Annotated in this window: 20 protein-coding genes; 8 read left to right on the top strand and 12 right to left on the bottom strand. The window is 69.0% G+C overall.

The window, feature by feature from the left end:
* The first annotated feature begins 22 nt into the window (after window positions 1-22).
* Window positions 23-1045, top strand: coding sequence for a TAXI family TRAP transporter solute-binding subunit (locus J2Y49_RS14650; protein ID WP_310115585.1), 1023 nt, complete (start codon window positions 23-25; stop codon window positions 1043-1045).
* A gap of 4 nt (window positions 1046-1049) precedes the next feature.
* On the opposite strand, the gene J2Y49_RS14645 is transcribed toward J2Y49_RS14650, so the two are convergent.
* From J2Y49_RS14645 to J2Y49_RS14620, 6 genes are all read right to left on the bottom strand, one after another.
* Window positions 1050-1847 carry an ATP-binding cassette domain-containing protein gene (locus J2Y49_RS14645; RefSeq protein WP_310115584.1) on the bottom strand — a complete coding sequence of 266 codons (798 nt, stop codon included), beginning with the start codon at window positions 1845-1847 and terminating at the stop codon, window positions 1050-1052.
* Entirely contained in the window at window positions 1844-3178 is a 1335-nt protein-coding gene (locus tag J2Y49_RS14640; RefSeq protein WP_310115583.1) for a sugar ABC transporter permease, read from the bottom strand. The genes J2Y49_RS14645 and J2Y49_RS14640 overlap by 4 nt, the downstream gene beginning before the upstream one ends.
* Complete coding sequence (xylF, locus tag J2Y49_RS14635) at window positions 3178-4236, bottom strand: D-xylose ABC transporter substrate-binding protein (protein ID WP_310115582.1); 1059 nt, start codon at window positions 4234-4236, stop codon at window positions 3178-3180. Before xylF ends, J2Y49_RS14640 begins: the two co-directional genes overlap by 1 nt.
* Window positions 4237-4458: 222 nt before the next feature.
* Window positions 4459-5781 carry a xylose isomerase gene (gene xylA, locus J2Y49_RS14630; protein WP_310115581.1) on the bottom strand — a complete coding sequence of 441 codons (1323 nt, stop codon included), beginning with the start codon at window positions 5779-5781 and terminating at the stop codon, window positions 4459-4461.
* On the bottom strand, window positions 5778-7229 hold the full coding sequence (gene xylB / locus J2Y49_RS14625) for a xylulokinase (RefSeq protein ID WP_310115580.1): 1452 nt from the start codon (window positions 7227-7229) through the stop codon (window positions 5778-5780). The genes xylA and xylB overlap by 4 nt, the downstream gene beginning before the upstream one ends.
* Before the next feature lie 26 nt (window positions 7230-7255).
* Window positions 7256-8314 carry a LacI family DNA-binding transcriptional regulator gene (locus J2Y49_RS14620; protein WP_310115579.1) on the bottom strand — a complete coding sequence of 353 codons (1059 nt, stop codon included), beginning with the start codon at window positions 8312-8314 and terminating at the stop codon, window positions 7256-7258.
* A 294-nt stretch (window positions 8315-8608) separates the two neighbouring features.
* On the opposite strand from J2Y49_RS14620, the gene J2Y49_RS14615 reads away from it, so the two are divergent.
* A complete protein-coding gene (locus tag J2Y49_RS14615) occupies window positions 8609-10456 on the top strand; it encodes a DEAD/DEAH box helicase family protein (RefSeq protein WP_310115578.1) in 1848 nt (615 codons plus the stop codon).
* A gap of 107 nt (window positions 10457-10563) precedes the next feature.
* On the opposite strand, the gene J2Y49_RS14610 is transcribed toward J2Y49_RS14615, so the two are convergent.
* Window positions 10564-11472, bottom strand: coding sequence for a LysR family transcriptional regulator (locus J2Y49_RS14610; RefSeq protein ID WP_310115577.1), 909 nt, complete (start codon window positions 11470-11472; stop codon window positions 10564-10566).
* Between the two features lie 122 nt (window positions 11473-11594).
* On the opposite strand from J2Y49_RS14610, the gene J2Y49_RS14605 reads away from it, so the two are divergent.
* The 3 genes from J2Y49_RS14605 to J2Y49_RS14595 all read left to right on the top strand — a co-directional run bounded on the left by J2Y49_RS14605 (window position 11595) and on the right by J2Y49_RS14595 (window position 14194).
* The gene (locus tag J2Y49_RS14605) at window positions 11595-12449 is read left to right on the top strand and encodes a hypothetical protein (protein WP_310115576.1); all 855 of its coding nucleotides are present in this window, start codon (window positions 11595-11597) and stop codon (window positions 12447-12449) included.
* 44 nt (window positions 12450-12493) lie between these two features.
* Window positions 12494-13078: a YceI family protein gene (locus J2Y49_RS14600; protein ID WP_310115575.1), complete on the top strand. Its 585-nt coding sequence runs from the start codon at window positions 12494-12496 to the stop codon at window positions 13076-13078.
* A 90-nt stretch (window positions 13079-13168) separates the two neighbouring features.
* Window positions 13169-14194: a glutathione S-transferase family protein gene (locus J2Y49_RS14595; protein WP_310115574.1), complete on the top strand. Its 1026-nt coding sequence runs from the start codon at window positions 13169-13171 to the stop codon at window positions 14192-14194.
* A 4-nt stretch (window positions 14195-14198) separates the two neighbouring features.
* Here J2Y49_RS14595 and J2Y49_RS14590 read toward each other — a convergent pair whose 3' ends face one another.
* Complete coding sequence (locus tag J2Y49_RS14590) at window positions 14199-15314, bottom strand: NnrS family protein (protein WP_310115573.1); 1116 nt, start codon at window positions 15312-15314, stop codon at window positions 14199-14201.
* Window positions 15315-15462: 148 nt separating this feature from the next.
* On the opposite strand from J2Y49_RS14590, the gene J2Y49_RS14585 reads away from it, so the two are divergent.
* Both J2Y49_RS14585 and J2Y49_RS14580 read left to right on the top strand, forming a co-directional pair.
* On the top strand, window positions 15463-16179 hold the full coding sequence (locus J2Y49_RS14585; protein ID WP_310115572.1) for a Crp/Fnr family transcriptional regulator: 717 nt from the start codon (window positions 15463-15465) through the stop codon (window positions 16177-16179).
* A gap of 39 nt (window positions 16180-16218) precedes the next feature.
* Window positions 16219-16557 carry a DUF1858 domain-containing protein gene (locus J2Y49_RS14580; RefSeq protein ID WP_310115571.1) on the top strand — a complete coding sequence of 113 codons (339 nt, stop codon included), beginning with the start codon at window positions 16219-16221 and terminating at the stop codon, window positions 16555-16557.
* Window positions 16558-16678: 121 nt separating this feature from the next.
* Here J2Y49_RS14580 and J2Y49_RS14575 read toward each other — a convergent pair whose 3' ends face one another.
* The 3 genes from J2Y49_RS14575 to J2Y49_RS14565 all read right to left on the bottom strand — a co-directional run bounded on the left by J2Y49_RS14575 (window position 16679) and on the right by J2Y49_RS14565 (window position 20418).
* A complete protein-coding gene (locus tag J2Y49_RS14575; protein WP_310115570.1) occupies window positions 16679-18124 on the bottom strand; it encodes an MATE family efflux transporter in 1446 nt (481 codons plus the stop codon).
* Window positions 18125-18416: 292 nt separating this feature from the next.
* Window positions 18417-19643 (bottom strand): ABC transporter substrate-binding protein, encoded by a 1227-nt coding sequence (locus J2Y49_RS14570; RefSeq protein WP_310115569.1) that lies wholly within the window; start codon window positions 19641-19643, stop codon window positions 18417-18419.
* 40 nt (window positions 19644-19683) lie between these two features.
* Window positions 19684-20418 (bottom strand): enoyl-CoA hydratase/isomerase family protein, encoded by a 735-nt coding sequence (locus tag J2Y49_RS14565; protein ID WP_310115568.1) that lies wholly within the window; start codon window positions 20416-20418, stop codon window positions 19684-19686.
* A 233-nt stretch (window positions 20419-20651) separates the two neighbouring features.
* Between J2Y49_RS14565 and J2Y49_RS14560 the strand changes: the two genes are divergently transcribed.
* A complete protein-coding gene (locus tag J2Y49_RS14560; protein ID WP_310115567.1) occupies window positions 20652-22223 on the top strand; it encodes an AMP-binding protein in 1572 nt (523 codons plus the stop codon).
* 67 nt (window positions 22224-22290) lie between these two features.
* Here the strand turns inward: J2Y49_RS14560 and J2Y49_RS14555 are convergent, their stop codons facing one another.
* Entirely contained in the window at window positions 22291-22932 is a 642-nt protein-coding gene (locus J2Y49_RS14555; protein ID WP_310115566.1) for a TetR/AcrR family transcriptional regulator, read from the bottom strand.
* Between the last annotated feature and the right edge of the window lie 60 nt (window positions 22933-22992).

Raw genomic sequence — 22992 nt, 5'->3', positions numbered from 1 at the left:
GGGAACCAGGGAGGGAGCCATCATGAAGGCATCGATCGTCCGCATTCTTCTTCTGGGAGCGTGCCTGTTCGCGGGCGCCATTTATCCGGCATATGCTGCCGATCCGCGCGGCGTCAGCGCCAATGGCGGGACCGTCGGGATCGTGTCGGGCGGGGTCGAGGGAACCTATGTGCGGATCGCCGCCGATCTGGCCGCAGTGCTCGACGACGGCGACGCATTGCGCGTCCTGCCGATGCTGGGCAAGGGGTCGGTCCAGAACCTCAAGGACATCGTTCTGCTGAAGGGGATCGACGTCGGCATCGTCCAGTCCGACGTGCTGGCCTATGCCAAGCGGGAACGGCTTCTGCCCAACCTGGACCGGCGCGTCAAATACATCACCAAGCTCTACAACGAGGAAATGCACATCCTGGCCGCACCCGACGTGACGCGCATCGAGGATCTCGCCGGGCGCAAGGTGAACTTCGACGTGCAGGGAAGCGGCACGCACATGACGGCGTCGCTGGTCTTCGACATTCTGGGCATCAAGGTGGAGCCGCAGGGCAACGACCAGTCCCTGGCGCTGGAGAAGTTGCGGCGGGGCGAGATCGCGGCCATGGCCTATGTCGCCGGCAAGCCGACCCGCCTGTTCCGCGACCTGAAGGCGGGCGACGGCCTGCATTTCCTGTCGATCCCCATGAGCGCGGCCCTGCTCGACACCTATCTGCCGTCGCGCCTGACCAGCGCCGACTATGAGGGGTTGATCAAGCCCGGCGAACAGGTCGACACCGTCGCCGTCGGCGCCGTCATGGCCGTCTATGGCTGGGAACGCGACCTGGAACGGCACCGCAAGGTCGCCCGCTTCGTCGATGCCTTCTTCGGCAGGTTCGACGAGTTCCTGAAGCCGCCGCGCCATCCGAAATGGAAGGAGGTCAATCTGGCCGCCGACGTGCCCGGCTGGACCCGCTTCGAGCCCGCCGAGCAGTGGCTGCGCCAGGGAGCAGAAGGCAGAACGGCCATGAAGGAACTCCAGCCCGCCACACTGGTGTCGTCACCGGTACCGCGCTGACCCGTCAGCCGGCGGCGCCCGGTCCGGGGACGGCACCCGGCGGGCATTTGCCGAGGATGATCATGCCCAGCACCTCGTCCTTCGTCACGTCGGCGACGCGGGCGGTGCCGACCAGCTTGCCGTTCTTCATCACGTGGATGCGGTCGGCCAGATCGAACACGTCATGAATGTCGTGGGAGATCAGGAAGATCCCGATGCCCTCCTGCTTCAACTGCTTCACCAGCTCGCCCACCTGTTGGGTTTCGGCGGGACCCAGCGCGGCGGTCGGCTCGTCCATGATGAGGACGCGGGCGTCGAAATGGATGGCGCGGGCGATGGCGACCGATTGGCGCTGACCGCCCGACAGCGCCTTCACCGGCTCCTTGAAGCGGCGGAAATGCGGGTTCAGGCGGCCCATCACCTTGCGCGCCTCCGCCTCCATCGCGTGGTCGTCCAGCGTGCCCCAGGGCGTCAGCTTCTCCCGGCCGAGGAAGATGTTGGCGGCGGCGTCCACGTTGTCGGCCAGCGCCAGCGTCTGATAAATCGTCTCGATGCCGCAGCGCTTGGCGTCGCGCGGGCTGGCGAGGTGGACCGGCTCGCCGTTCACCCGGATCTCACCATGATCGGCGGCATAGGCGCCGGACAGGATCTTGATCAGCGTCGATTTGCCGGCGCCGTTGTGGCCGAGCAGACCGACCACCTCGCCGGGATAGAGGTCGATGCTGACGCCGTCCACCGCCTTGATGCCGCCGAAGGCGATGGAGACGTCGCGCATCTCCACCAGCGGTTCCGCCGCCGGGAATGCCGTTGCAAGGCCGGTCATTTCATCCCCCTGCGGTAGAGCGTGTCGATGTAGACGGCGGCGACCAGCACGATGCCGACGACGATGTTCTGCATCGGCGCGTCCACCCCCAGCAGAACCATGCCGGACTGCAAGGACTGCATCACCATGGCGCCGAGCATCGCGCCCAGGATGGTGCCGACGCCGCCGGCCATGGAGGTGCCGCCGATGATCGCCGCGGCGATGACATACAGCTCGTCCAGAGTGCCGTTGGCGTTGGTGGCGGCGTTCAGCCGGGCGGTGGCGATGCAGGCGGACAGGCCGCACAGCGCCCCCATCAGCCCGAACACCATCACCAGCACGCGCTTCGTGTTGATGCCGGACAGCTCCGCCGCCTCCGGATTGCCGCCGATGGCGAAGACATAGCGGCCGAAGCGGGTACGCCGCGACAGGAAGGTCACGCCCACCCCCACCGCCAATGCGATCAGCACCGGTATGGCGAAGCCGTGGGCCACGAAGGGCAGCGTGCCGTCTGTGGCCAGCCCCTGGGAAATCCCTTGCGCTTCCATCATCCGGCGCACCACCGGGACCGGCAGGGGATAGGCGTTCACCACCATCACCGCGCCGGTGATGGCGGCGGCGACCAGCAGGATCACCACCCCTTCCGCCCACAAGGGCCGGACGGGAAAGCCGAAGCCGGCCCGCCGCCGCCGGGTCATCAGGATGGCGGCGACCGACAGCAGGATGGCGGCGATGCCGACCGCCCAGCTGGGGCCGGCGCCGATGGCACCCTCGAACCCGCCGCCCAGCCGCTTGAAGAGCCCGTCCATCGGCGCCACCGTCTGGCCGGTCGTCACCCACCAGGCGGCGCCGCGCCAGACCAGCAATCCGCCCAACGTGACGATGAAGGACGACACGCCGAGATAGGCGATGACGGCGCCCTGCATCGCCCCCACCGCCCCGCCGACGGCAATCGCCGCCATGACCGCCACCACCCAGGTCAGCGGATGGTCGAAGCCCCAGATCTCCGGCAGGATGCGGGCCTGGAGCACGCCCACCACCATGCCGGTGAAGCCCAGGATGGAGCCCACCGACAGGTCGATGTTGCGGGTGACGATGACCAGCACCATGCCGGTCGCCATCACCGCGATGGACGCGGTCTGCACCGACAGGTTCCACAGGTTGCGCGGAGTCAGGAAGGCGCCGCCGGTCAGGATGTCGAAGCCGATCCAGACGACGGCCAGCGCCCCGATCATCCCGACCATGCGGGTGTCCAGCTCCAGCGCGCGCAGGGCGTCGCCGATGCCGGCCCGCCGTCCGGCCGGCGCATCCGGAGAAGACGCCGGGGACAGGGTGGTGGACGGCTCGGCCATCAGTTGCAGACCTTGACGCTGCCGGGCTTGACGCCCTGGCACACCACGTCCTTGGTGACCCAGCCGGCGTCGATCACCTGCCCCAGATTGTCCTTGGTGATGGCGATGGGGGTGAGGAAGAGCGAGGTCATCTTCTGCTTCTTCGGGCCGCCGTCGAAGCTGGTGGCGCCGGGGATGTCGGTCATCTTCTTGCCGCCGGCGAGATCCATGGCGATCTCCGCGGCGCGGCGGCCGAGTTCACGGGCGTCCTTCCACACCGAGACCGTCTGGGTGCCGAGCGCGATGCGGTTCAGCGCCGCCTTGTCGCCGTCCTGGCCCGACACCGGCACGGTTCCGGCCAAGCCCTGCGCCGCCAGCGCCGCGACGGCGCCGCCCGCCGTGCCGTCGTTGGAGGCGACCACGGCATCGACCTTGTTGCCGGTCTTGGTCAGGATCTGCTCCATGTTCTGCTGGGCGATGGCGGGCAGCCATTTGTCGGTGTAGGCCTCGCCGACATTCTTCACGTCGCCGCGGTCGATGGCCGCCTTCAGCACCTCCATCTGGCCGGCGAACAGGAAATCGGCGTTGGGATCGGTGGAGCTTCCTTTGATGAAGGCGTAGTTGCCCTTGGGCTTCAGCGCGAAGACGCTGCGGGCCTGGAGCCGGCCGACTTCCTTGTTGTCGAAGGTGATGTAGAAGGCCGACGGGATTTCGATCAGCCGGTCATAGCCGACGACCGGGATGCCCTCCGCCGCCGCCTTCTCCACCGCCGGGCGGATGGCGTCGCCGTCCTGCGCCAGGATGATCAGCGCCTGGGCGCCGCGGGAAATCAGCGATTCGATGTCCGACAGCTGCTTGGCCGGCGAGGACTGGGCGTCGGCCGACAGGTATTTGCCGCCGGCCTTCTCGATCACCGCCTTGATTGCCGCCTCGTCGGTCTTCCAGCGCTCTTCCTGGAAGTTGGACCAGGACACGCCGACGGTGGTGCCGGCGGCGAGCGCGGTGGTCGAGGTCATGGTGATCACGGCGGCCAGCGTCAGGAACAGTCCGGCGGCGGTCGCGGCGAGGCGGTGCTTCATCGTGTTTCCTCCCTGTGTGGCCGTCCGGTCATGGCGGCCTTGTTGATCGACGAGAAGTCTCCGATTTCCCCCTCTCCCCCCCGGGGAGAGGGTCGGGGTGAGGGGGATGCAAGGCGTGGACTCGATAGGGAGCGGGAAGTGCGGGATTCTTGAAGATCCTTGCTGTGCGACCCCCTCACCCTAACCTTCTCCCCGGGGGGAGAGGGGATTCTGTTGCGGGGGTTAGACGTACCGATTGACGATGTTCTCCAGATACTCCTGACGGCCGGAGCGCGGCTGGGGGTTGAGGTTGCCGGACAGCGCGCGGTCGGCCAGCGTGGCGAGGTCGCGCTTGCCGGACAGGATCGCCTGACCCTCAGCACCGTCCCAGCCGGCGTAGCGTTCGGCCAGCGGCCCGGTCAGGGCGCCGTCCTCCAGCATCTGCGCCGCCTGCAGCAGGGAGCGGGCGCAAGCGTCGATGCCGCCGATGTGGCCGTGCAGCAGATCCTCCGGATCGAGCGACTGGCGGCGGATCTTGGCGTCGAAATTCAGGCCGCCCGTGCTGAAGCCGCCGCCCCTGAGGATGTCGTGCATCACCACGGTCAGCTCGCTGACGTCGTTGGCGAACTGGTCGGTGTCCCAGCCCAGCAGCGCGTCGCCGCGGTTCATGTCGAGCGAGCCGAAGATGCCCAGCGCCAGCGCCAGCGCCACCTCGTGCTGGAAGCTGTGGCCGGCGAGGATGGCGTGGTTCTGCTCGATGTTCACCCGCACGTCGGCCAACAGGTCGTAGCGCTCCAGGAAGCCGTAGACGGTGGCGACGTCGAAGTCGTACTGGTGCTTGGTCGGTTCGCGCGGCTTCGGTTCGATCAGGATCGGGCCGTCGAAGCCGATCTTGTGCTTATGCTCCACCACCATCGAGACGAAGCGACCCATCTGGTCCAGCTCGCGCTTCAGGTCGGTGTTCAGCAGCGTCTCGTAGCCCTCGCGCCCGCCCCACATGACGTAGTTGGCGCCGCCCAGCGCATGGGTGGCCTCCAGCGCCGCGCGCACCTGACCGCAGGCGTAGAGGAAGACCTCCGGATCGGGGTTGGTCGCGGCGCCGGCCATGTAGCGGCGGTGGGAGAACAGGTTGGCGGTGCCCCACAGCAGACGGACCTTGGCGGTCTCCATCTTGGCCGCGAACAGCTCGGTGATGGCCTTCAGGTTGTCGACGCTCTCGGCCAGCGTGGCACCTTCCGGGGCGGCGTCGAGGTCGTGGAAGCAGAAGAAGGGCACGTCGAGCAGGCGGAACATCTCGAAGGCGACGTCGGCCTTGGCGCGCGCCGCCGCCATCGGGTCCTGGCCGGGGCGCATCCATGGACGCTGGAAGGTCTCGCCGCCGAAGGGGTCGCCGCCCGGCCAGCAGAAGCTGTGCCAGTAGCAGGCGGCCAGCCGCAGATGGTCCTCCATCCGCTTGCCCAGCACCATGCGGTCCTTGTCGTACCAGCGGTAGGACAGCGGGTCGCGGCTGTCCGGCCCGCGGTAGGCCACCGGGGACAGGTCGCCGAAGAATGAGGCGGTGCTCAAGACGCGAACTCCTTGGCAAGGGGGTAGAGCCGGCGCCAGCGCAGCCAGGCTTGGCTGTACGCCTCGGCGCGGGCCGGATCGGGGGTGAAGGTTTCGAGGCGACGGGGCTTGAGGCAGACGGTGGCGGGAGGCTCGCCGGTCGCCGCCATGCGGCCGAGATGGGCGGCGCCCAGCGCGGCACCGACCTCGCCGTCCTCGATGCGGTGGATGGTGACGCCCAGCGCATCGGCGCAGATCCGCGCCCACAGCCGCGAACGCGAGCCGCCGCCGGCAAGGTCGAAGGATTTGGGCGCGCCCTCTCCCAGCGCCACCAGATTGTCGCGGGCGGCGAAGGCGACGCCTTCCAGAACCGCCTGAACCAGCGCGTCGCGGCCGGTCTCCGCCGACAGGCCGGCGAACAGGCCGCGCACGGTGGCGTCGTTGTGCGGAGTGCGCTCGCCCGACAGGTAGGGCAGGAAGGCGACCGGCGACGGACCGTCCACCGCATCGCCGAGCGGGGCCAGCAGTTCCGCCTCCGGCGCGCCGAGGGTGGAGGCCGCCCAGGCGAGCGAGGCGGCGGACGACAGCATGACGCCCATCTGGTGCCAGACGCCGGGCAGCGCGTGGCAGAAGGCATGGACCGCCATCGCCGGATTGGGCAGGAAGCGGTCGGTCGTCCGCCACAGCACGCCGGAGGTGCCGAGGCTGAGGAAGCCGTCGCCGGGCGTGATGGCGCCGAGCCCGACGGCGCTGGCGGCGCAATCCCCCGCCCCGCCCGCCACCACCGGCGGCTCCCGCATGCCCCAGCGGCGGGCGAGATCGGGCGACAGCCGGGCGACGGCATCGGAGCCTTCGGCCAGATCCGGCATGTGGGCGCGGGTCATGCCGGTGGCGGCCAGCAGCTCGTCCGACCAGTCGCGCCGGCCCACGTCCAGCCACAGCGTGCCGGAGGCGTCCGACATCTCCTCCACCATCGCACTGGTGAAGCGCCAGCGGACATAGGCCTTGGGCAGCAGAACCTTGGCGAGTGCCGCGAAGATGTCCGGCTCCTCCTCGGCCATCCACAGCAGCTTGGGCGCGGTGAAGCCGGGCATGGCGATGTTGCCGCTGATGGCCCGCAGCGTCGGGAGCGTCTGCTCCAGCGTCGCGCATTGGCGGTGGGAGCGGCCGTCGTTCCACAGGATGGCGGGGCGCAGCACCCGGTTGTCGGCGCCCAGCAGCACCGCGCCGTGCATCTGGCCGGAGAAGCCGATGCCGAGCACGGCGGCGAGTGCGGCCGGATGCCGTTCGGCCAGCTCGTCCACCGCGGCGACGGCGGCGACGACCCAATCCTCCGGCTCCTGCTCCGACCACAGGGGATGGGGGCGGGAGACGGTGCAGGGGCGGGACGCGCTGCCGGAAACGGTCCCGTCGGCGTCGGTTAAAACCGCCTTGACGCTGGATGTGCCGATGTCGATCCCGAGAAACATGACGGTCGACCTTTTCTGATGCCCCTTCAGGGCAGGTTGTCGCGCAGGATGACCTGGACCCGGATGTGTTCCTGCGCCGCGACGATCTCTTGGCCCGTAACCAGGGCGTGGAGCACCCGCGCCATCGATCGCGCCTCGTGCCCCGGATCCTGGGCGACCAGGGCGGCGAAGGTGCCGTCCAGCAGCATGCGGCGGGTGGCGGGCGTCAGCTCGTGCCCGACGCAGAGGATTTTGCGGGCGAGCCCGGCCTCGGCCAGCGCCTCGCCGATGCCGATGGAGCCTTCGCCGGTGTTGTAGATCGCCACCAGATCGGGCGTGTCGGTCAGCATGCGGCGGACCAGATCGCGGTTGCGGTCGGGATCGTCGCGGCCCTCCACCGGGATCAGGCGGGTGAGGTGGGGATATTCCTCCGCCAGCACCTGCCCGAAGCCGAAGCGGCGTTCGGCATGGTCGCGCAGGCTGCCCGATCCGGTGACGATGCCGACCGAGCCGCCTGCCCCGCCATTCCGTGGGGGGCCGAGGAAACGGCCGACCAGAGACCCGGCGGTGCGGCCGGCGGCGATGTTGTCGATGCCGACATAATGCTGGCGCCGCGACGATGGGGCGTCCGACACCAGCGTTACCACTGCCATGCCGCCTTCCACCAGATCGTCGATGGCCGCCCGGATGCGCGGATGGTCCAACGCCACCAGCGCCACCGCGTCGAAGCGTCCCGGCAGTCCGGCCAGTTCCGCCGCCAGGGTGTCGGCGTCGAACACGTCGGTCTCGACGATCTCCACCGCGATGCGCCGGGCGCGAAACCAGTCGGCCTGGGCGCGGACATTGTCGGCGATGTCCATCATGAAGCGGTTGCCGCCGCCGGGCAGGACCACGGCAAAACGCCAGGAGCGCGACCGCGCCAGCTCCGCCGCCGCCGCCAGCGGGCGGAAGCCCAGCCGCTGCACCGCCTCATGCACCTTGAGCGCGGTCTTGGCGCTGACGCCGGGCCGTCCATTGATGACCCGGTCGGCCGTCGCAAGGCTGACGCCGGCCGCCGCCGCCACGTCGCGCAGGGTCAGGGGTGCATCGTTGATTTGATTGTTCATGCCGCAAACCATATTCCCGGGGATTGAGGTACGCAACTCAGATTTTGAGGTACGAGCCGTGGCTGGCCTTTTGGTTGGAGCATGGCAGCGCTTGGTTCATGCTCCTTCAGGTACGCACATCAGACTGTGGCGGTCCGCCATCATCATAGGGTTTGTGCGGCGCGAATCGCTGCCCCCGACCGGAGACTGCGCTACTCCCAATGGGGCCCCTCACCTCCGATTGAACCCATGACCGGGGGACTCGCGGGAATTTAGGCTTGCTCCTCCCTCGTGCCACAGCGAGAGCAGGGTTGAATGCCGCAGCTGAGAACCCATCAGCAACTGGTCAGCGCCATCGCCGACGCCATCGGCCAGGAGCAGACGGAGGTTCGCGACGTTCTGGCGGCGGTCACGCCCGGCGGGGGGAAATCGCTGCTGCCGGTCATCATGGCGGCGGCGCTGCACAAGGCGGGGCGGATCGACCGGGTGTGCTGGATCGTGCCGCGCGACAGCCTGCGCCAGCAGGCGGAAGAGGCCTTCGTCGATCCGCGCTGGCGCGAGGTGTTGGGACACAACATTGCCCTGCGCGCGGCGGAGAATGGGCGCGACCTCTGCCGCGGCTTGCAGGGCTACATCACGACCTATCAGGCGGTGGCCGCGGCGCCGGACCTGCATCTGCAGGAGTTCCGCCGTCACCGTTACCTGCTGGCGGTGGACGAATTGCATCATCTGCCGGCGGTGTTCGACACCGACCGCATGGCGGCGGTGGAGGAGGAAACCGCCTGGAGCCGGTCCATCCTGCCGCTTCTTGAGAATGCGTCGGCCCGGCTGTTGATGAGCGGGACGCTGGAGCGCGCCGACGGCCGCCCGATCCTGTGGCTGCCCTACCGCGCGCCGCAGGGAACCCGCAAGGTGCGGGAGATCGACTTCAAGGCGCCGGGCTGGGCGGTCGTCGGCTATTCCCGCCGGCAGGCGCTGGCCGAGAAGGCGATCCTGCCCGTCACCTTCGGTGCGATGGACGGGTCCGCCTCCTGGCTGGATGCGGAGCGCACCAACCGCTGGGTCGATGCGCTGTCCAAGGCGGGGGAGAACACGCGCGATGCCCTGTTCACCGCGCTGCGCACCGGCTTCGCCCAGGCGATGCTGCGCGAGGCCTACCGCTCCTGCCGGGAGCATCGGGCGAAGCGGCGGGCGGAGCTGAAGCTGCCGCGCGGGCGCGACGATCCGGGGCTGGGCAAGCTGCTGGTGATCGCCCCCGATCAGGGGACGGCGCGCTTCTATCTGGAGACCCTGCAGGGCTGGATGCCGAGGGATCAGGCCGGCCGCATGGCGCGCCTCGCCATTTCCGACTGCCGGGATGCGCAGGAGGTGGTGGCCGCCTTCCGCCTGCGGCCCGAGCCGGCGGTGCTGGTCTCCGTCGCCATGGCCTATGAGGGGCTGGACGCGCCGTCGATCACCCATGTCGCCTGCCTGACCCATATCCGCTCGCGCCCCTGGCTGGAACAGGCGATCGCGCGGGCGACGCGGGTGGACCCGCATGGCGGCCCCTATGACCGGCAGCGGGCGCTGATCTACCACCCATCCGACGCGCTGTTCGAACAGTTCCGCACCATGGTGGAGACCCAGCAGGGCACCCGCGCCATGGTGAAGACCCGCCGCCCCCAGCAGGAGCTTCCCTTCGAGCGCAGCACGGACCGTGAGCCGGAGATCATCCCGTTGGAATCCAATGCCACCGCGCTCAGCTTCGCCGTGGTGGCGCCCGGCCCGGATTTCGGCTCGCACTCGCGCGATCCGGGAGAGCTGCCGCTGACGCCGAGCGCCGCCGAGCATCACCTGCGCCAGCGGATCGGCCAGCTGGTCGCGGCGCAGGTGATCGAGGACGAGGACAACAACCTCGTCGCCGAGGGGCCGACCGGCTACCACATCTACAACGCCGTGCTGAAGCGGCTGATGAAGAAGGCGCGCTCCGAGATGACGCTGTCGGAGCTGGAAGCCACCGTCGGCTGGCTGGAGCGCAACCGGCTGTCCGACCATCGCCACCTGATCGCCGACGACCCGCAGTTCCAGTGGTCCACCCGGCGGCGGGGGCAGGCTATCCCTTACAACTCCCTCTCCCGCCCCGGGAGAGGGAAGGGGCCCACCGCGAAGCGGTGGGAAGGGTGAGGGGCAAGGCGCGAAGCCATTCGCTTCTGGTTTCTTGAATCACCCCTCACCCTCCCCGCCTTTGGCGGGTCCCCTCCCTCTCCCGGGGCGGGAGAGGGCGTTTTCAGTCACTCCCGCCACGGACACCGCCCCTCCAGCAGGTCGCGTTCGCGCGTCAGCGCCTCGGCCATGAAGTCCAGGAAGGCGCGGACGCGTCCCATGTGGCGCAGATCCTCGTGCGTCAGCAGCCAGAGCTTGGCGTCGGCCTCCGGTACCGGATCGCCGATGCGGCGGAAACCGGGGTCGCGGTCCACCACCCCGCAGGGCAGCAGGCCGAGTCCTATCCCGGCCCGCACCGCCTCCACCGCCCCGGCGACCGAATTCACCCGGTAGCCGATGGACACCGCCGGCACCGTCCGTTTCATCCACTGGGCGAGGGAGGTGTGTTCGAAGGACTCGTCCAGCCCCACCCACGGATGGCGGTCCAGGTCGCCGGCATCCCCGGCCCGCTCCAGATAGGAGGATGCGCCATAGACGGCGAAGGCCAGCCCGGAGACGGCACGCCCGACGAGGTTCTCCGGAGGGCGGCTGGTGGCGCGGATCGCCACGTCGGCTTCGCGCCGGGTCAGGCTGAGCGACGCCTCCGCCGCCACCAGATCGACACGCAGTTCGGGGTGGAGCCGGCGAAAGGCGGCGATGTGGCGCGGCAGGATGTAGAGCGTCAGGATGTCGACGGTGGTCACGCGCAGGCTGCCGCTGATCCGGGTGTCGCGGCCGGACAGCAGGCGGTTGGCGGCGGCCAGATCCTCCTCCATCTTCTGCGCGACCCGGTGCATCTCGTCGCCCGCCGCGGTCAGCACATAGCCGCCGGGCAGCTTGTCGAACAGTTGGGCGCCCATGGCCTGTTCCAGCGCCGTAACCCGGCGCAGCACCGTGCTGTGGTTCACCCCCAGGACGCGCGCGGCTGCCGACAGGGAGCCATGCCGCGCCACGGCCAGCAGGTAACGCAGGTCATCCCAATTGTTACCGATTCCCATTTATTCCCGCTCATTCCCGCAGATGCTTTTTGCAAAACTCGCCAATTTGCGCTCACCAGAGCACAGGTTAGGGTCTGCACCAAGTGCATCCTGCGCCACCCCATCCAAAGCCGGCCGTCCGCATGTCCGAGTTGCTTCAAGATCCTTTCGTCCAGTCCAGCGCCCTGCCCCTGGCAGTCAGCCTGATCCTCGTCGGTGCCCTGCACCTGCTGCGCCGCCCGCTGGCGGCGGCCGGGATCGCGGCGGGGTTCCTGGTGGTCTTCGTGATGGTGGTCGGCCTTCCGGCTTTGCCCCCGCCGTCGAGCATGGGCAAGCTGTTCTGGTCGTCAGCCATCGGGCTGCTGCTGGGTGTCGCCGCCGATGCGGCGGGCCTGCGTGGCCGGGCGGTTTCGGTGGCGCTGGCGGTGTGGCTGGCCGGTTCGCTGCTGTGGATCGCGCTGCCTGCCCTGGATTCCATGGCGGCGGCCGTCAGCTTCGCGATCCTGCTCGCCACCGCCGCGTGGGTCGCCTTTGCCCGCGGTTCGCAGGCGCATGGTTCGGAGAGGGGCGAGAGCCCGACCGCGCCGGCCGCCTCGCTGCTGGCGCTGGCGCTGGCCGTCGGCGGCACGGCCCTGATCGGCTCATCGGCGTCCATCGCCCAGATGGCTTTGGCTCTGGCGGCGTCGGCCGGCGGCTTCCTGCTGTGGAACTGGCCGGTCGAGCGCCATGGCTGGGGCCTGTCGGGCCGGGTTGCGACCGGCATCGCGGTTCTGCTGGCCGGCGTGCTGACCCTCTTCACCCAGGCGCAGACCGCCGTCCTGCTGCTGGCGCTGCCGGCACTGCTGGCCGGCCATGTCAGCCGCTTCGTTCCCCAGGGCCATGGCCCGGTCGGCCGGGCCGCCTCGTCGGCCGCCGTCACGGTGGTCGCGGTCCTTCCGGCGCTGGTCGCCATCGGTACGGCCTATGCGCTGACCGGTGGCGAAGCGTCGCCCTACTGAACCTCCATCCCCATCATCCGAACCCAATCCCCGGAGCTCCGTTCATGAAGAAGACCCTGTTCGCCGCCGCCCTGTTCGTCGCGACCGCCGCCGGCACCCTGACGCCGGCCTTCGCCGCCCCGGTCAGCTACAAGATCGACCCGGCCCACACGGCCGTTGCCTTCGTCGTCAACCACATCGGCTTCTCCAACGTGATCGGCCGCTTCAACACCGTCGGCGGCGACATCAGCTTCGACAAGGACGCGGTCGAGAAGAGCTCGGTCACCGTCACCATCGACTCCGCCAGCATCGACACCAACCACGCCAAGCGTGACGAGCATCTGCGCTCCCCCGACTTCTTCAACGCGAAGGAGTTCCCGAAGCTGACCTTCAAGAGCACCAGGATCGAGAAGACCGGCGACAAGACCGGCAAGCTGCACGGCGACCTGACCATGCTGGGCGTGACCAAGCCGGTTGTTCTGGACATCACCTTCAACAAGGACGGCGTCAGCCCGGCCAGCAAGCTGGAGACCGCCGGCTTCTCCGCCCGCGGCACGGTGAAGCGCACCGATTTCGGCATGAAGTACGGCGCCCCGGCCGTCGGCGACGACATTCAGCTGCTGATCGAGATCGAGGCGGTCAAGTCCTGACCGAAGGGCCGTTCCGGTCTGTTGCAGTGTGGAGGGGACCGGTTCGCCGGTCCCTTCCCTTTTCCACTCCCCTGATGATTGGAGGCCGCGATGCCGCAGCTTGTGAATGGTGTCTGGGTAAAGGGCGACATCGCGGCCAGCGAGATCAGGAACGGCGCCTTCCACCGCGAGCCGACCCGCTTCCGCGACTGGATCACGCCGGACGGCGCGCCTGATGCCGCCGGGGATGCCGCCGGGAACGCCGCCGGGCGCCCCACCCTGCCGGCGGTGGCCGGACGCTATCACCTCTATGTCTCCTATCTCTGCCCCTGGGCCTCGCGCACGCTGATCTTCCGCGTGCTGAAGGGGCTGGAGGGGGTGATCGGCCTGTCCGCCGCCGAACCGGTGCTGGGCGAGGATGGTTGGGTCTATGCCGAGGATCAGGATGCCGGCGAGGGCGTCGGCCCCTTCCGCCACCATTACCGGCTCTATACCGCGAGCGATCCCACCTACACCGGCAAGGTGTCGGTCCCCGTTCTGTGGGACCGGCAGGAGCGCCGCATCGTCAACAACGAATCGGCCGACATCATCCGCATCCTGAACAGCGCCTTCGACGGCCTGACCGGCAACCGGCTTGACCTCTATCCCGAACCGCTGCGGCCAGAGATCGACCGCTGGAACGAACTGGTCTATGCCAGCGTCAACAACGGCGTGTACCGCTGCGGCTTCGCCAAGTCGCAGGCCAGCTACGACGAGGCGTTCGACGGGTTGTTCGCCACGCTCGACAGACTGGAGGATCATCTGTCGGCCAGCCGCTATCTGGCGGGGGAGCATCTGACCGAGGCCGACTGGCGCCTGTTCGTCACGCTGGTGCGCTTCGACGCCGCCTATCACGGCGCCTTCAAATGCAATCTGCGCCGGATCGAGGACTACCCGAACCTGTCCGCCTATCTGCGCGAGCTGTACCAGTGGCCGGGCATCCGCGACACGGTGAAGCTCGACCACATCAAGGCGGGCTACTACACCAATCCCGCCATCAACCCGACCCTGATCGTGCCGAAGGGGCCGGCGCTGGACTTCGACCGCAGCCACGACCGCGACCGGCTGCCGGGCAAGGGGATCTGGCAGCGGGGGTGAGGGATCATCGTTTTCCACGCCTCGGCCGGGTGAGCAGGACGGCGGAGGTCAGAAGCTGGGAGAGCGTCCAGAAGGCACCCGCCGCTGCCAGCAGCGTCATCGAAGGCCACCAGACTGCCGCCAAGCGCAGAACCGCGGCCGTGGCCATCAGCGCGACGGCGGCCGTCGCGGCGGGCGGGAAGCGCTCGGGCTCCGCCTCCCGCTGCAGGGTGGTGCGGATCATCATGGCGCTGGCGAGGATGCCGAGCGCCCCTACCCCCAGCATGTGCCAGCCGGCGGCCGGCGGCAGACCAGCGAGCTCCGCGAAACCCGTCAGCAGCCAGCCGATGCCGAGGCAGAGATAGCCCAGATGCAGGCTGGCGATCTCCGGCTGCCGCAGCAGGAGATGCGGTTTCCAGCGGGCCAGCCGCAGCAGCGCGCTGGCCCCCGCCATCGCCGCACCGGCGGCCCCCAGCGGCGGCAGCAGGCCGGTCGCCGCCGACAGCAGGCAGAGGGCGGCGCCGGCCACGCCCATCGCCTCCAGCCGCGGCTGCACCCGCTGCGCCAGGGTGATGCCGCGGCGGCGCAGGGCGCCGGCCGTGGCCGCCGGGATGACGCGCCCGCCCATGGTCAGCAGCAGCGTCGCGATCAGCAGCAGCCCGACCGGCATCCCGCCGGCCGGGACGAGCCCGAGCTCCGACGCCCAGAACAGCGCCTCCGCCACCAAGAAGGCGCCGATCAGCGGACCGAACACTGCATTGTGTCCGCTGCGGCTGGTGCGCAGGAACGGCAGGCCGGCGACCACGAACAGCAGCAGCGGATAGGCGATGCCGACCGGCAGGGCCACCACCGCCGGCAATCCGCCCAGCAGCGCCAACCGCCCGGCCAGCCAGGACAGGAAGGCCACCGCCACCATCCGCCGCGACAGCCGTGTCATCAGGAATCCGCCGACCACCGCCAGCGCATAGCCCAGCGTCATCTCGTGGGCATGCAGCGCCGGCGACCAGTCCACCGGCAGCAGGCCGGACACCGCCGCCAGCCACAACGGCACGGCAAGCGCGGCATAGATGGCGGCTGCCGGGTACATCAGGCGGTGGGCACTGGTGATCGGGGCGCTGGTGATGGGAGCGGGGGAATGCATGGGAGGCGGGCTCTTCGGTGGTCCGGTCCGGTCATTCTGGCGGCCGGCGGGCGGGCGCGCTTTGACCGGCAACAAATTCGCTTACGAATGGGTATGCTTTGGCCGCTACACTGTCGGGCCAGACCCGGACCGAGCCAGGACGACCGCCATGCCCCCGCCCCCCGATCCCGCCGTTCTGCGCGGCATGCCGCTGTTCGCCGGGCTGGGTGCCGACGCGCTGGCCGAGGCGGTGGCGCTCGCCCGTCCGCGCCGGCATGCCCGCGGCGCCGCCCTGTTCACCCAGGGGGAGCCGGCCGCCGCCGGCCATGCGCTGATCGACGGGCGGGTGAAGATCGTGCAGACCGGTCCCGACGGCCAGCAGGTGGTGATGCGCTTCATCGGCCCCGGCGAGATGTTCGGGACGCTGGCGATCTTCACCGACGGCCTCTATCCGGCCGATGCTGTCGCCGTGGCGGATTGCGTCGAGCTGTCCTGGCCGGCCGCCGGGATGACCGAACTGATGGACCGCCATCCCGTCATCGCCCGCAACGCGCTGTCCATCGTCGGCGGCCGTCTGCGCGAAGTGCAGAACCGCCTGCGCGAGGTCGCGACCGAACGGGTGGAGCGCCGCATCGCGCATGCCCTGCTGCGTCTGGTGCGTCACGCCGGCCGGCGGGTGGAGGCGGGGGTGGAGATCGATTTCCCCCTGTCGCGCCAGGACGTGGCGGAGATGACCGGCACCACGCTGCACACCGTCAGCCGCACCCTGTCGGCCTGGGAAAGCCAGGGGATCGTCGAAAGCGGCCGGCAGCAGGTGGTGATCCGCAAGCCCCACGCGCTGGTCGCCATCGCCGAGGATCTGCCGCCGGTTCCGCCGCGCGGCTGAATGCAGGACGGCTGAATAGGTGGGCCGAATGCGGGGCGCTTGCGGTGGCGCAAAGACCGCTCGCTGCCCGGCGGCTATGGTGGCTGCCTGTCCCCAGCGCAGGAGCATGCCGCCATGGCCGCCTCATCATCCGTGGCCAAGATGACGATCGCCGACATGACCATGGCCGAGCTGATGCGCGAGCGCCCCGCTGTGGTGCCGGTCCTGCTTCGCCGCGGCCTCGCCTGTCCCGGCTGCGCCATGGCGCCTTTCATGACCGTGCGGGAGGCGGCTGAGGCCTATGGGCTGGAGCTTGACGCCCTGCTGGACGATCTCGCCGCCGCCGGTTCCCGGCCGGCCCCTTCTCTGGAAGGAACCATAAAGTGCGATTGCGTTTGATTCCATTGGGAAATCGGTGAAATCTGGAACGTGAATCCTGTGCGTGTTTTGTACGCGCTCTATGGCGGAATTCCGCTTCACCTTCGGTGCAGGACACCGTGGAGGCACTCCCGGTGCCGCCTCACGGCCGGTTGATCTGCACGGTCAGCGCGGCCGCCGCCTTGTCGGACAGCGGAACGTCGGCCGGCACCATCACGGCCTCCGGTGCCGGGCCGCCTCCGGTCCGGCCCAACTGCTTATGGCCGAGCCGTCCGGTCACCCGAAACGCCACCCAGACCGCCGCGATACCGAACAGCACCGATCCCGCCGCCTGTCCGATCAGCACCCCCGGCGCCCCGCCCAGCCAACCGCCCACCGCCACGAAAGGCATCGTTCCCAGCGTCGCCCTGCCCCAGTTGAACCCGGTCGCCAGCAGTGGAAAGCCCAGATTGTTGAACGCGGCGTTGCCGACGAAGAGGAAGCCGACGAACAGGAACCCGCCAGCCACGGCGGTGCAGAACAGGCGGACCAGATCGGCCGACACGCCCTCGGCGGAAAAGGCGATCACCACCCAGTCGCGGGCAAGGAACAGACCCAGCCAGACCGCCAACACCCAGACGACGATCAGCGCCAGGCTGGCCAGCAGGGTCGCCCGCACCCGGTCGAGCCGGCCTGCGCCCAGATTCTGCGCCAGGATCGGGCCGACCGCGCCGGTCAGGGCGAAGATCGTGCCGAAGGCAACCGGAACCATGCGATCGACGATGGCCGCCCCGGCGATCGCCGCATCGCCGAAGCGGGCCATGCTGGTGGTGACGTAGACGCCGGCGACCGGGGTGGCGAGATTGGTCAGGACCGCCGGACCGGCGATGCCGGCAAGTGTCCCGGCATCCTTCACCAGCCCGGTCCAGCCCGGGGCGGCGAGCAGCCGGTGCACCCGCGCCACACCGTGCCAGCCGACGGCGGCGAGCAGGCAGCGCGACAGCACGACCGTCACCGCTGCACCGGTCAGGTCCAGCCGCAGGCCGAAGATCAGAACCGGGTTCAGCGCCGCGGTGAACAGTGCGGCATAGAGCGTGACGGTCATGGCGCGGCGCGCATCGCCCTGCGCCCGCAGCATCGCCGAACAGCCCATACCGAGCCCGAGCAACGGCAGGGTCGGTGACAGGATGGTCAGATAGCCGACAGCCAGGTCCTTGGTGGCTCCCCTGGCACCCAGCAGATCCATCGCCGGCCCCAGCAGCGGCAAGGTCAGCAGGCCGACCACTGCGGCGACCAGCGCGGTGAGGATCAGGCTGGAGCCCGCCAGCCTCTCCGCCTCGGCGCGCCGGCCGCCGCCTATCGCTCGCGCTACCAGCGCTCCGGCGCCAATCGACAGTCCGATGCACAGCGACGATTGCAGGAACAGGACGGTGCCGGCGAAGCCCACCGCCGCCGCCAGTTCGCGTTCGCCCAGCAGTGAAATGTAGAACAGGTTCAGCAGATCGACCGCGAACACCGCGATCAGCCCGACCGAGCCGGTGGCGGTCATCACCATCACATGGCGCATCGGCGAACCGGTGGTGAAGCGGCCTACGGCGGTTTCGGCCATCGGATCGGTCTCCTGCTTGGCGGCTCCAGGGTGTTTGACGGCCTTGGGGTGGCGGACGGTCCGTCGTCTCCCCCATCGGTCGCCAGCTACCGACCTCCTTGGATAGAGTGGAGGGGCATCCTGCGACCCGGCAGAATCTACGCTGTGCATCGCCACGATGCGCGAAAATTCTCCGGTGCCGCGGTGGCGCCAACGTCTGCCGGTGGGCCGATCGACATCGATGGCGTCCGTCGCCTCCCTCCCGTTCCCGCGCCGCGCCGGCAGCCGGCGCGGCGCCATCAGCCCGCCATCCTCAGCCCTTGATCAAGGGACACTTGCTTTCGGACAGCGGCAGGAAGGCGTCGTCGCCGGAGATGGTGCTGAGGATTTTGTAATAGTCCCAGCGGCCCTTGGATTCGGCGGGGCTCTTGACCTCGACAAGATGCATGTCGTGGACCATGCGACCGTCGGCGCGGACCTTCCCGTTGCGAGCGAACATGTCCTCGATGGGCATGCTCTTCAGCTGGTTGACCACCGTCAGACCCTTGTCGGTGCCGGCGGCATCGATGGCCTTCAGGTAGTTCAGCACCGCCGAATAGACGCCGGCCTGGGCCATGGTCGGCATCTTGCCCTCGTGCCGCTGGCCGAAACGCCGGGCGAACTCGCGTGTCCGCTCGTCGCTGTCCCAATACCAGCCGGTGGTGATGACCATCCCCTTGGTCACCTCGAGGCCGAGGCTGTCGATGTCGGTCAGGAAGACCAGCATGCCGACCATCTTCTGGCCGCCCTGGGTCAACCCGAACTCGTTGGCCTGCTTCACCGCGTTCACGAAGTCACCCCCGGCGTTGGCGAGCGCCACCACCTGCGCGCCCGACGCCTGCGCCTGAAGCAGGAAAGACGAGAAGTCCGGCGTCGCGACCGGCGCCCGCACCGCGCCCAGAACCGTGCCGCCGGCCTTCTTGACCGCGTTCGACGTGTTGGTCTCCAGGCTGCGGCCGAAGGTGTAGTCGGCGGTGATGAAGAACCACGATTTGTTGCCCTGCTGGGTCAGGGCACGGCCGGCGCCGTTGGCGAGGGCGTAGGTATCGTAGGTCCAGTGGACGCCGGTCGGCGAACACTTCTCGTTGGTCAGCTCGGTGGTGCCGGCAGTGGAGTTCAGGTGAACCCGCCCTGTCTCGCGCGTCACCTCCTGCACCGCCAGCGCCGCGGCGGAGTTGCCGACGTCAACGATCACGTCGACCTGCTCCCGGTCGATCCATTGGCGGGAGACGCTGGCGGCGATGTCGGCCTTGTTCTGGTGATCGGCGAAGACGACCTGGACCGGCGCGCCCTTGACTTTGCCGCCGAAATCCTCGACGGCCATCTGCGCCGCGACCACCGATCCGCGCCCGGCGAGGTCCGCGTAGATGCCGGTCATGTCGTCGAGCACGGCAATCTTCACGACATTGTCGGAAACCTGCGCGTGGGCCGTGCCGATCAGAATGCTGGCTATGGTAACGGTGGCCATGCCCGCGAGCAGGGCCGTCTTGAGCGACTTCATGCGTTTATCCTCCCGGTTCTTGTGCTGTTTTGAAAAAAGCTCAGGCCCCGGCGGCGTCGCGCAGCAGGCGGCCGAGCAGGAACTGGTCGCTGTCGCCATGGGCCAGACGCGTCTGGTCGGTCTGGGCGTCGATGGCACGCTTGGTCATGCGCAAGATCAGCGGCGGGACCGTTGCCGCGTCACGGGCCAGCCGCAGGCTGTCCGCGACCACCGCGCCGTCCTCGGCGACGAGGTCGGCGAGGCCCCATTCGAGCGCCAGCCCCGAATCGACGCGCAGGTCGGTGAACAGCATTCGCTTTGCTCGCGCCGGGCCGACCAGCGACACCAGACGCGGGAGGCCGCCCCAGGCGAGGGTGAAGCCGAGCCGGGCCTCCGGCAGGCGAAGATGTGCGCCGAGCCCGAAAACCCGCCAGTCCAACGCCATCGCCAGCACCCCGCCGCCGCCGATCGCCGGCCCTTCGACGGCGGCGATGGTGAGTTGGGGCAGCGCCGCCCAGGCGTCGCACAGGATCCGGCCGCGCTCGATGGCGGCATGCTGCTCCAGCACATCCCCGCCGGTCGGCCAGAGCTGCGGGTCGGACAGGTCGATGCCGCCGGAAAACACCGCGGCGGTGCCGGTCAGCACCACCGCCCGTACGGTGGTGTCGGCGCGCAGGTGGCGGGCCGCGTCCGTCAGCTCCGTCATCGCCGCCGCGCTCAACGCATTGGCCCGTCCGCCTCGGTCGTAGCGGACCAGCGCCACCCCGTCCGACGGCTCAACCGAAACAAAGCTCATCTCGTTTGCCCCCTCTCCTTCCGAGCCGACGGCCATCCGAGCCGGCCTTCATGACCTAACATTCTACTGAGTATGTTGCAATCGTTTGATTGGTGATGCAAACATATGGATGGCAGCCGCTGCCGGGCGGTGGGCGGCCCCACGGCCGGACGTCGAGGTTGGAAGAAGAGGGAGGGTTTTCGGCGATGCACGGAGATGATCGGGGGCGGATCCCCACGGCGGACGAATGCGTCTTGCGCAATCTTCTGGAAAGACAGGCCGAGCGGCAGCCCGACGCGGTGTTCGTCGCTTTCTGGCGGGGCGAGACGTGGACCTACCGGAAGACGCTGGAGCGGGTCCGCCGCCGCGCCGCGGCCCTGCGCGCACAAGGCGTGCGCCAGGGCGACCATGTGCTGTGCTGGATGGGGAACGGGCCTGAATTGCTGACCTCGTGGTTCGCCATCAATTATCTCGGGGCGGTCTATGTGCCGCTCAACACGGCGAGCCGGGGACGCCCGCTGGAGCACATGCTGGACAATGCCGGCGCCGCAGTCCTCATCGCCCACACGGCTTTGGTCGGCCGCCTGGCGGAGATCGACCGGGGGTCTCTGGCTACGGTCCTGACCGTCGGCGCGGCGGACTCGGATCCGCCCGCGTTGCCCGGCGTCACCATCGCGCCGCTGGTCGACGCGCCCGCCGACGCCGATCTCGACCTGGAACTCGACCGGCCGATCCAGCCCTGGGATCCGCATGCGATCATGTATTCATCGGGCACGACCGGGGCGGCCAAGGGGATCGTGACGTCCTACGTCCAGATCTACACGATGGGGCCGGACGCCTTCGACAGCATCACGGCGGACGACCGCTGCATGATCTGCGGGCCGATTTTCCATTGCGGCAGCACGCTCTACGTCTATTGCATGCTGGGCAAGGGCGGTTCCATGGCGATGGTTCCGGAATTCCGGACGTCGGAGTTCTGGGCCTCGATCCGCGACACCGGCAGCACGGTGGTCCTGCTTCTCGGCGTCATGGCGAGCTTCCTGCTGAAGGCGCCGCCGGAGCCGGACGACCGCGACCATACTCTCAGGAAGGTTTTCATCGTCCCCTTCGGCGACGACGCACCGCGCTTCGGCGCGCGCTTCGGCGTCGAACTCCATACCGTCTACAACATGACCGAGATCGCCAGCCCGCTGACGGCTGGACCGGACGGGATGGTGCCGGGCCTGTGCGGCCGCGCGCGGCCCTGCTTCGAGTTGCGCGTGGTCGACGGCAACGACGCGGAGCTGCCACCGGGCACGGTCGGCGAGCTGATCATCCGCTCCCATCGCCCATGGGCACTCGGATCCGGCTATTACCGGAACCCGGAGGCGACGCTGGCGGCCATGCGCAACGGCTGGTTCCACACCGGCGACGCCTTCCGCATGGAGGCGGACGGCCGCTTCTTCTTCGTCGACCGCCTGAAGGACGTGATCCGCCGCCGCGGCGAAAACATCTCCTCCTTCGAACTGGAGGCGGAAATCTGCGCCCACCCGGCGGTGCGCGAGGCGGTGACGGTCGCGGTGCCCAGCTCGGTCGGCGAGGACGAGGTGCTGGCGGTCGTCGCCCCGGTTCCCGGCGCCTCAGTCGATCCGGCGGAACTGGTCGGCTTCCTGGCGGCGCGGGTGGCGCACTACATGGTGCCGCGCTATGTGCGGGTGGTGGAGGAGTTGCCGAAGACGGCCAGCGGCAAGCTCCAGAAGCACACGCTGCGCGCCGAGGGGCTGACGGAGGAGTGCTGGGACCGCGAGGCGGCGGGCATCCGCTTCAAGCGGGAAACCCTCGCCTGACGGGCCCGCGGCCTGCCAAGGACATCGAAGCCCTCGTCCCGATGCGGGATCGGGGGCTTCTCCATTTTCAGTCCGGCGCGTTCAGCCCCTGCATGATCGAATCGACGATCTTGTCGGCCAGGATCTCGCGGTCGTCGCGGGTCTCCGCCGGGCGGGGGCGATACCAGATCGACAGCCAGTTGATGGCGCCCAGCGCCACCTTGACCGCCACCGACACGTCGCTGGTGCGGATCGAACCGTCCTCGACGCCTTCGTAGGCGACCCGCTTGAACAGGCTCTCGAAGTCGTTGCGCACGGTCATCAGCTCGGCCAGCGTACGGCGCTGCTCGGGCGTCGTGGCGCCGAAGCGGTGCATCTCCACGCCCTGCACGACCACCGCCTCCAGAGCGAGATTCTCCATCATCGAGAGGGCGTGCTGGCGGAACATGGCGCTGAGGCGCCGCGCCGCCGGCTCCGGCCCCTTCATCACCGGGGTGACGGCGTCGAAGTTGCGCCGCATCCCCTCGCGGTGGACGTCGAAGAACAACTCCGTCTTCGAGCGATAATAATGATAGATGCGGCCTTTGGTGGCGCCCAGACGTCGGGCCACATCGTCGATGCTCGTCGCATGGTATCCCTGCTCCATGAAGCATTCGGCGGCGGCGGTCAGGATGTCGATGTTCCCGGTCTTGTCTATGCGGGGCGACAGCGGGTTCTTTTCACTGCTCATCATCCAGTTCCAGCTCAATATGTTCGTCGACGACCAACCCGTTTCGCCCGCCCCGACCCG

The sequence above is a fragment of the Azospirillum sp. BE72 genome, from assembly GCF_031455875.1.
Classification (GTDB): domain Bacteria; phylum Pseudomonadota; class Alphaproteobacteria; order Azospirillales; family Azospirillaceae; genus Azospirillum.
Note: the sequence above shows the minus strand (reverse complement) of the source record. Positions and strands in the feature narration are given on the sequence as shown.

Bases quoted from the DNA above. Each gene is read 5' to 3' on its own strand.
- J2Y49_RS14650 (WP_310115585.1), top strand. From the start codon at position 23: ATGAAGGCATCGATCGTCCGCATTCTTCTTCTGGGAGCGTGCCTGTTC.
- J2Y49_RS14645 (WP_310115584.1), bottom strand. From the start codon at position 1,847: ATGACCGGCCTTGCAACGGCATTCCCGGCGGCGGAACCGCTGGTGGAG.
- J2Y49_RS14640 (WP_310115583.1), bottom strand. From the start codon at position 3,178: ATGGCCGAGCCGTCCACCACCCTGTCCCCGGCGTCTTCTCCGGATGCG.
- xylF (WP_310115582.1), bottom strand. From the start codon at position 4,236: ATGAAGCACCGCCTCGCCGCGACCGCCGCCGGACTGTTCCTGACGCTG.
- xylB (WP_310115580.1), bottom strand. From the start codon at position 7,229: ATGTTTCTCGGGATCGACATCGGCACATCCAGCGTCAAGGCGGTTTTA.
- J2Y49_RS14620 (WP_310115579.1), bottom strand. From the start codon at position 8,314: ATGAACAATCAAATCAACGATGCACCCCTGACCCTGCGCGACGTGGCG.
- J2Y49_RS14615 (WP_310115578.1), top strand. From the start codon at position 8,609: ATGCCGCAGCTGAGAACCCATCAGCAACTGGTCAGCGCCATCGCCGAC.
- J2Y49_RS14610 (WP_310115577.1), bottom strand. From the start codon at position 11,472: ATGGGAATCGGTAACAATTGGGATGACCTGCGTTACCTGCTGGCCGTG.
- J2Y49_RS14605 (WP_310115576.1), top strand. From the start codon at position 11,595: ATGTCCGAGTTGCTTCAAGATCCTTTCGTCCAGTCCAGCGCCCTGCCC.
- J2Y49_RS14600 (WP_310115575.1), top strand. From the start codon at position 12,494: ATGAAGAAGACCCTGTTCGCCGCCGCCCTGTTCGTCGCGACCGCCGCC.
- J2Y49_RS14595 (WP_310115574.1), top strand. From the start codon at position 13,169: ATGCCGCAGCTTGTGAATGGTGTCTGGGTAAAGGGCGACATCGCGGCC.
- J2Y49_RS14590 (WP_310115573.1), bottom strand. From the start codon at position 15,314: ATGCATTCCCCCGCTCCCATCACCAGCGCCCCGATCACCAGTGCCCAC.
- J2Y49_RS14585 (WP_310115572.1), top strand. From the start codon at position 15,463: ATGCCCCCGCCCCCCGATCCCGCCGTTCTGCGCGGCATGCCGCTGTTC.
- J2Y49_RS14575 (WP_310115570.1), bottom strand. From the start codon at position 18,124: ATGGCCGAAACCGCCGTAGGCCGCTTCACCACCGGTTCGCCGATGCGC.
- J2Y49_RS14570 (WP_310115569.1), bottom strand. From the start codon at position 19,643: ATGAAGTCGCTCAAGACGGCCCTGCTCGCGGGCATGGCCACCGTTACC.
- J2Y49_RS14565 (WP_310115568.1), bottom strand. From the start codon at position 20,418: ATGAGCTTTGTTTCGGTTGAGCCGTCGGACGGGGTGGCGCTGGTCCGC.
- J2Y49_RS14555 (WP_310115566.1), bottom strand. From the start codon at position 22,932: ATGAGCAGTGAAAAGAACCCGCTGTCGCCCCGCATAGACAAGACCGGG.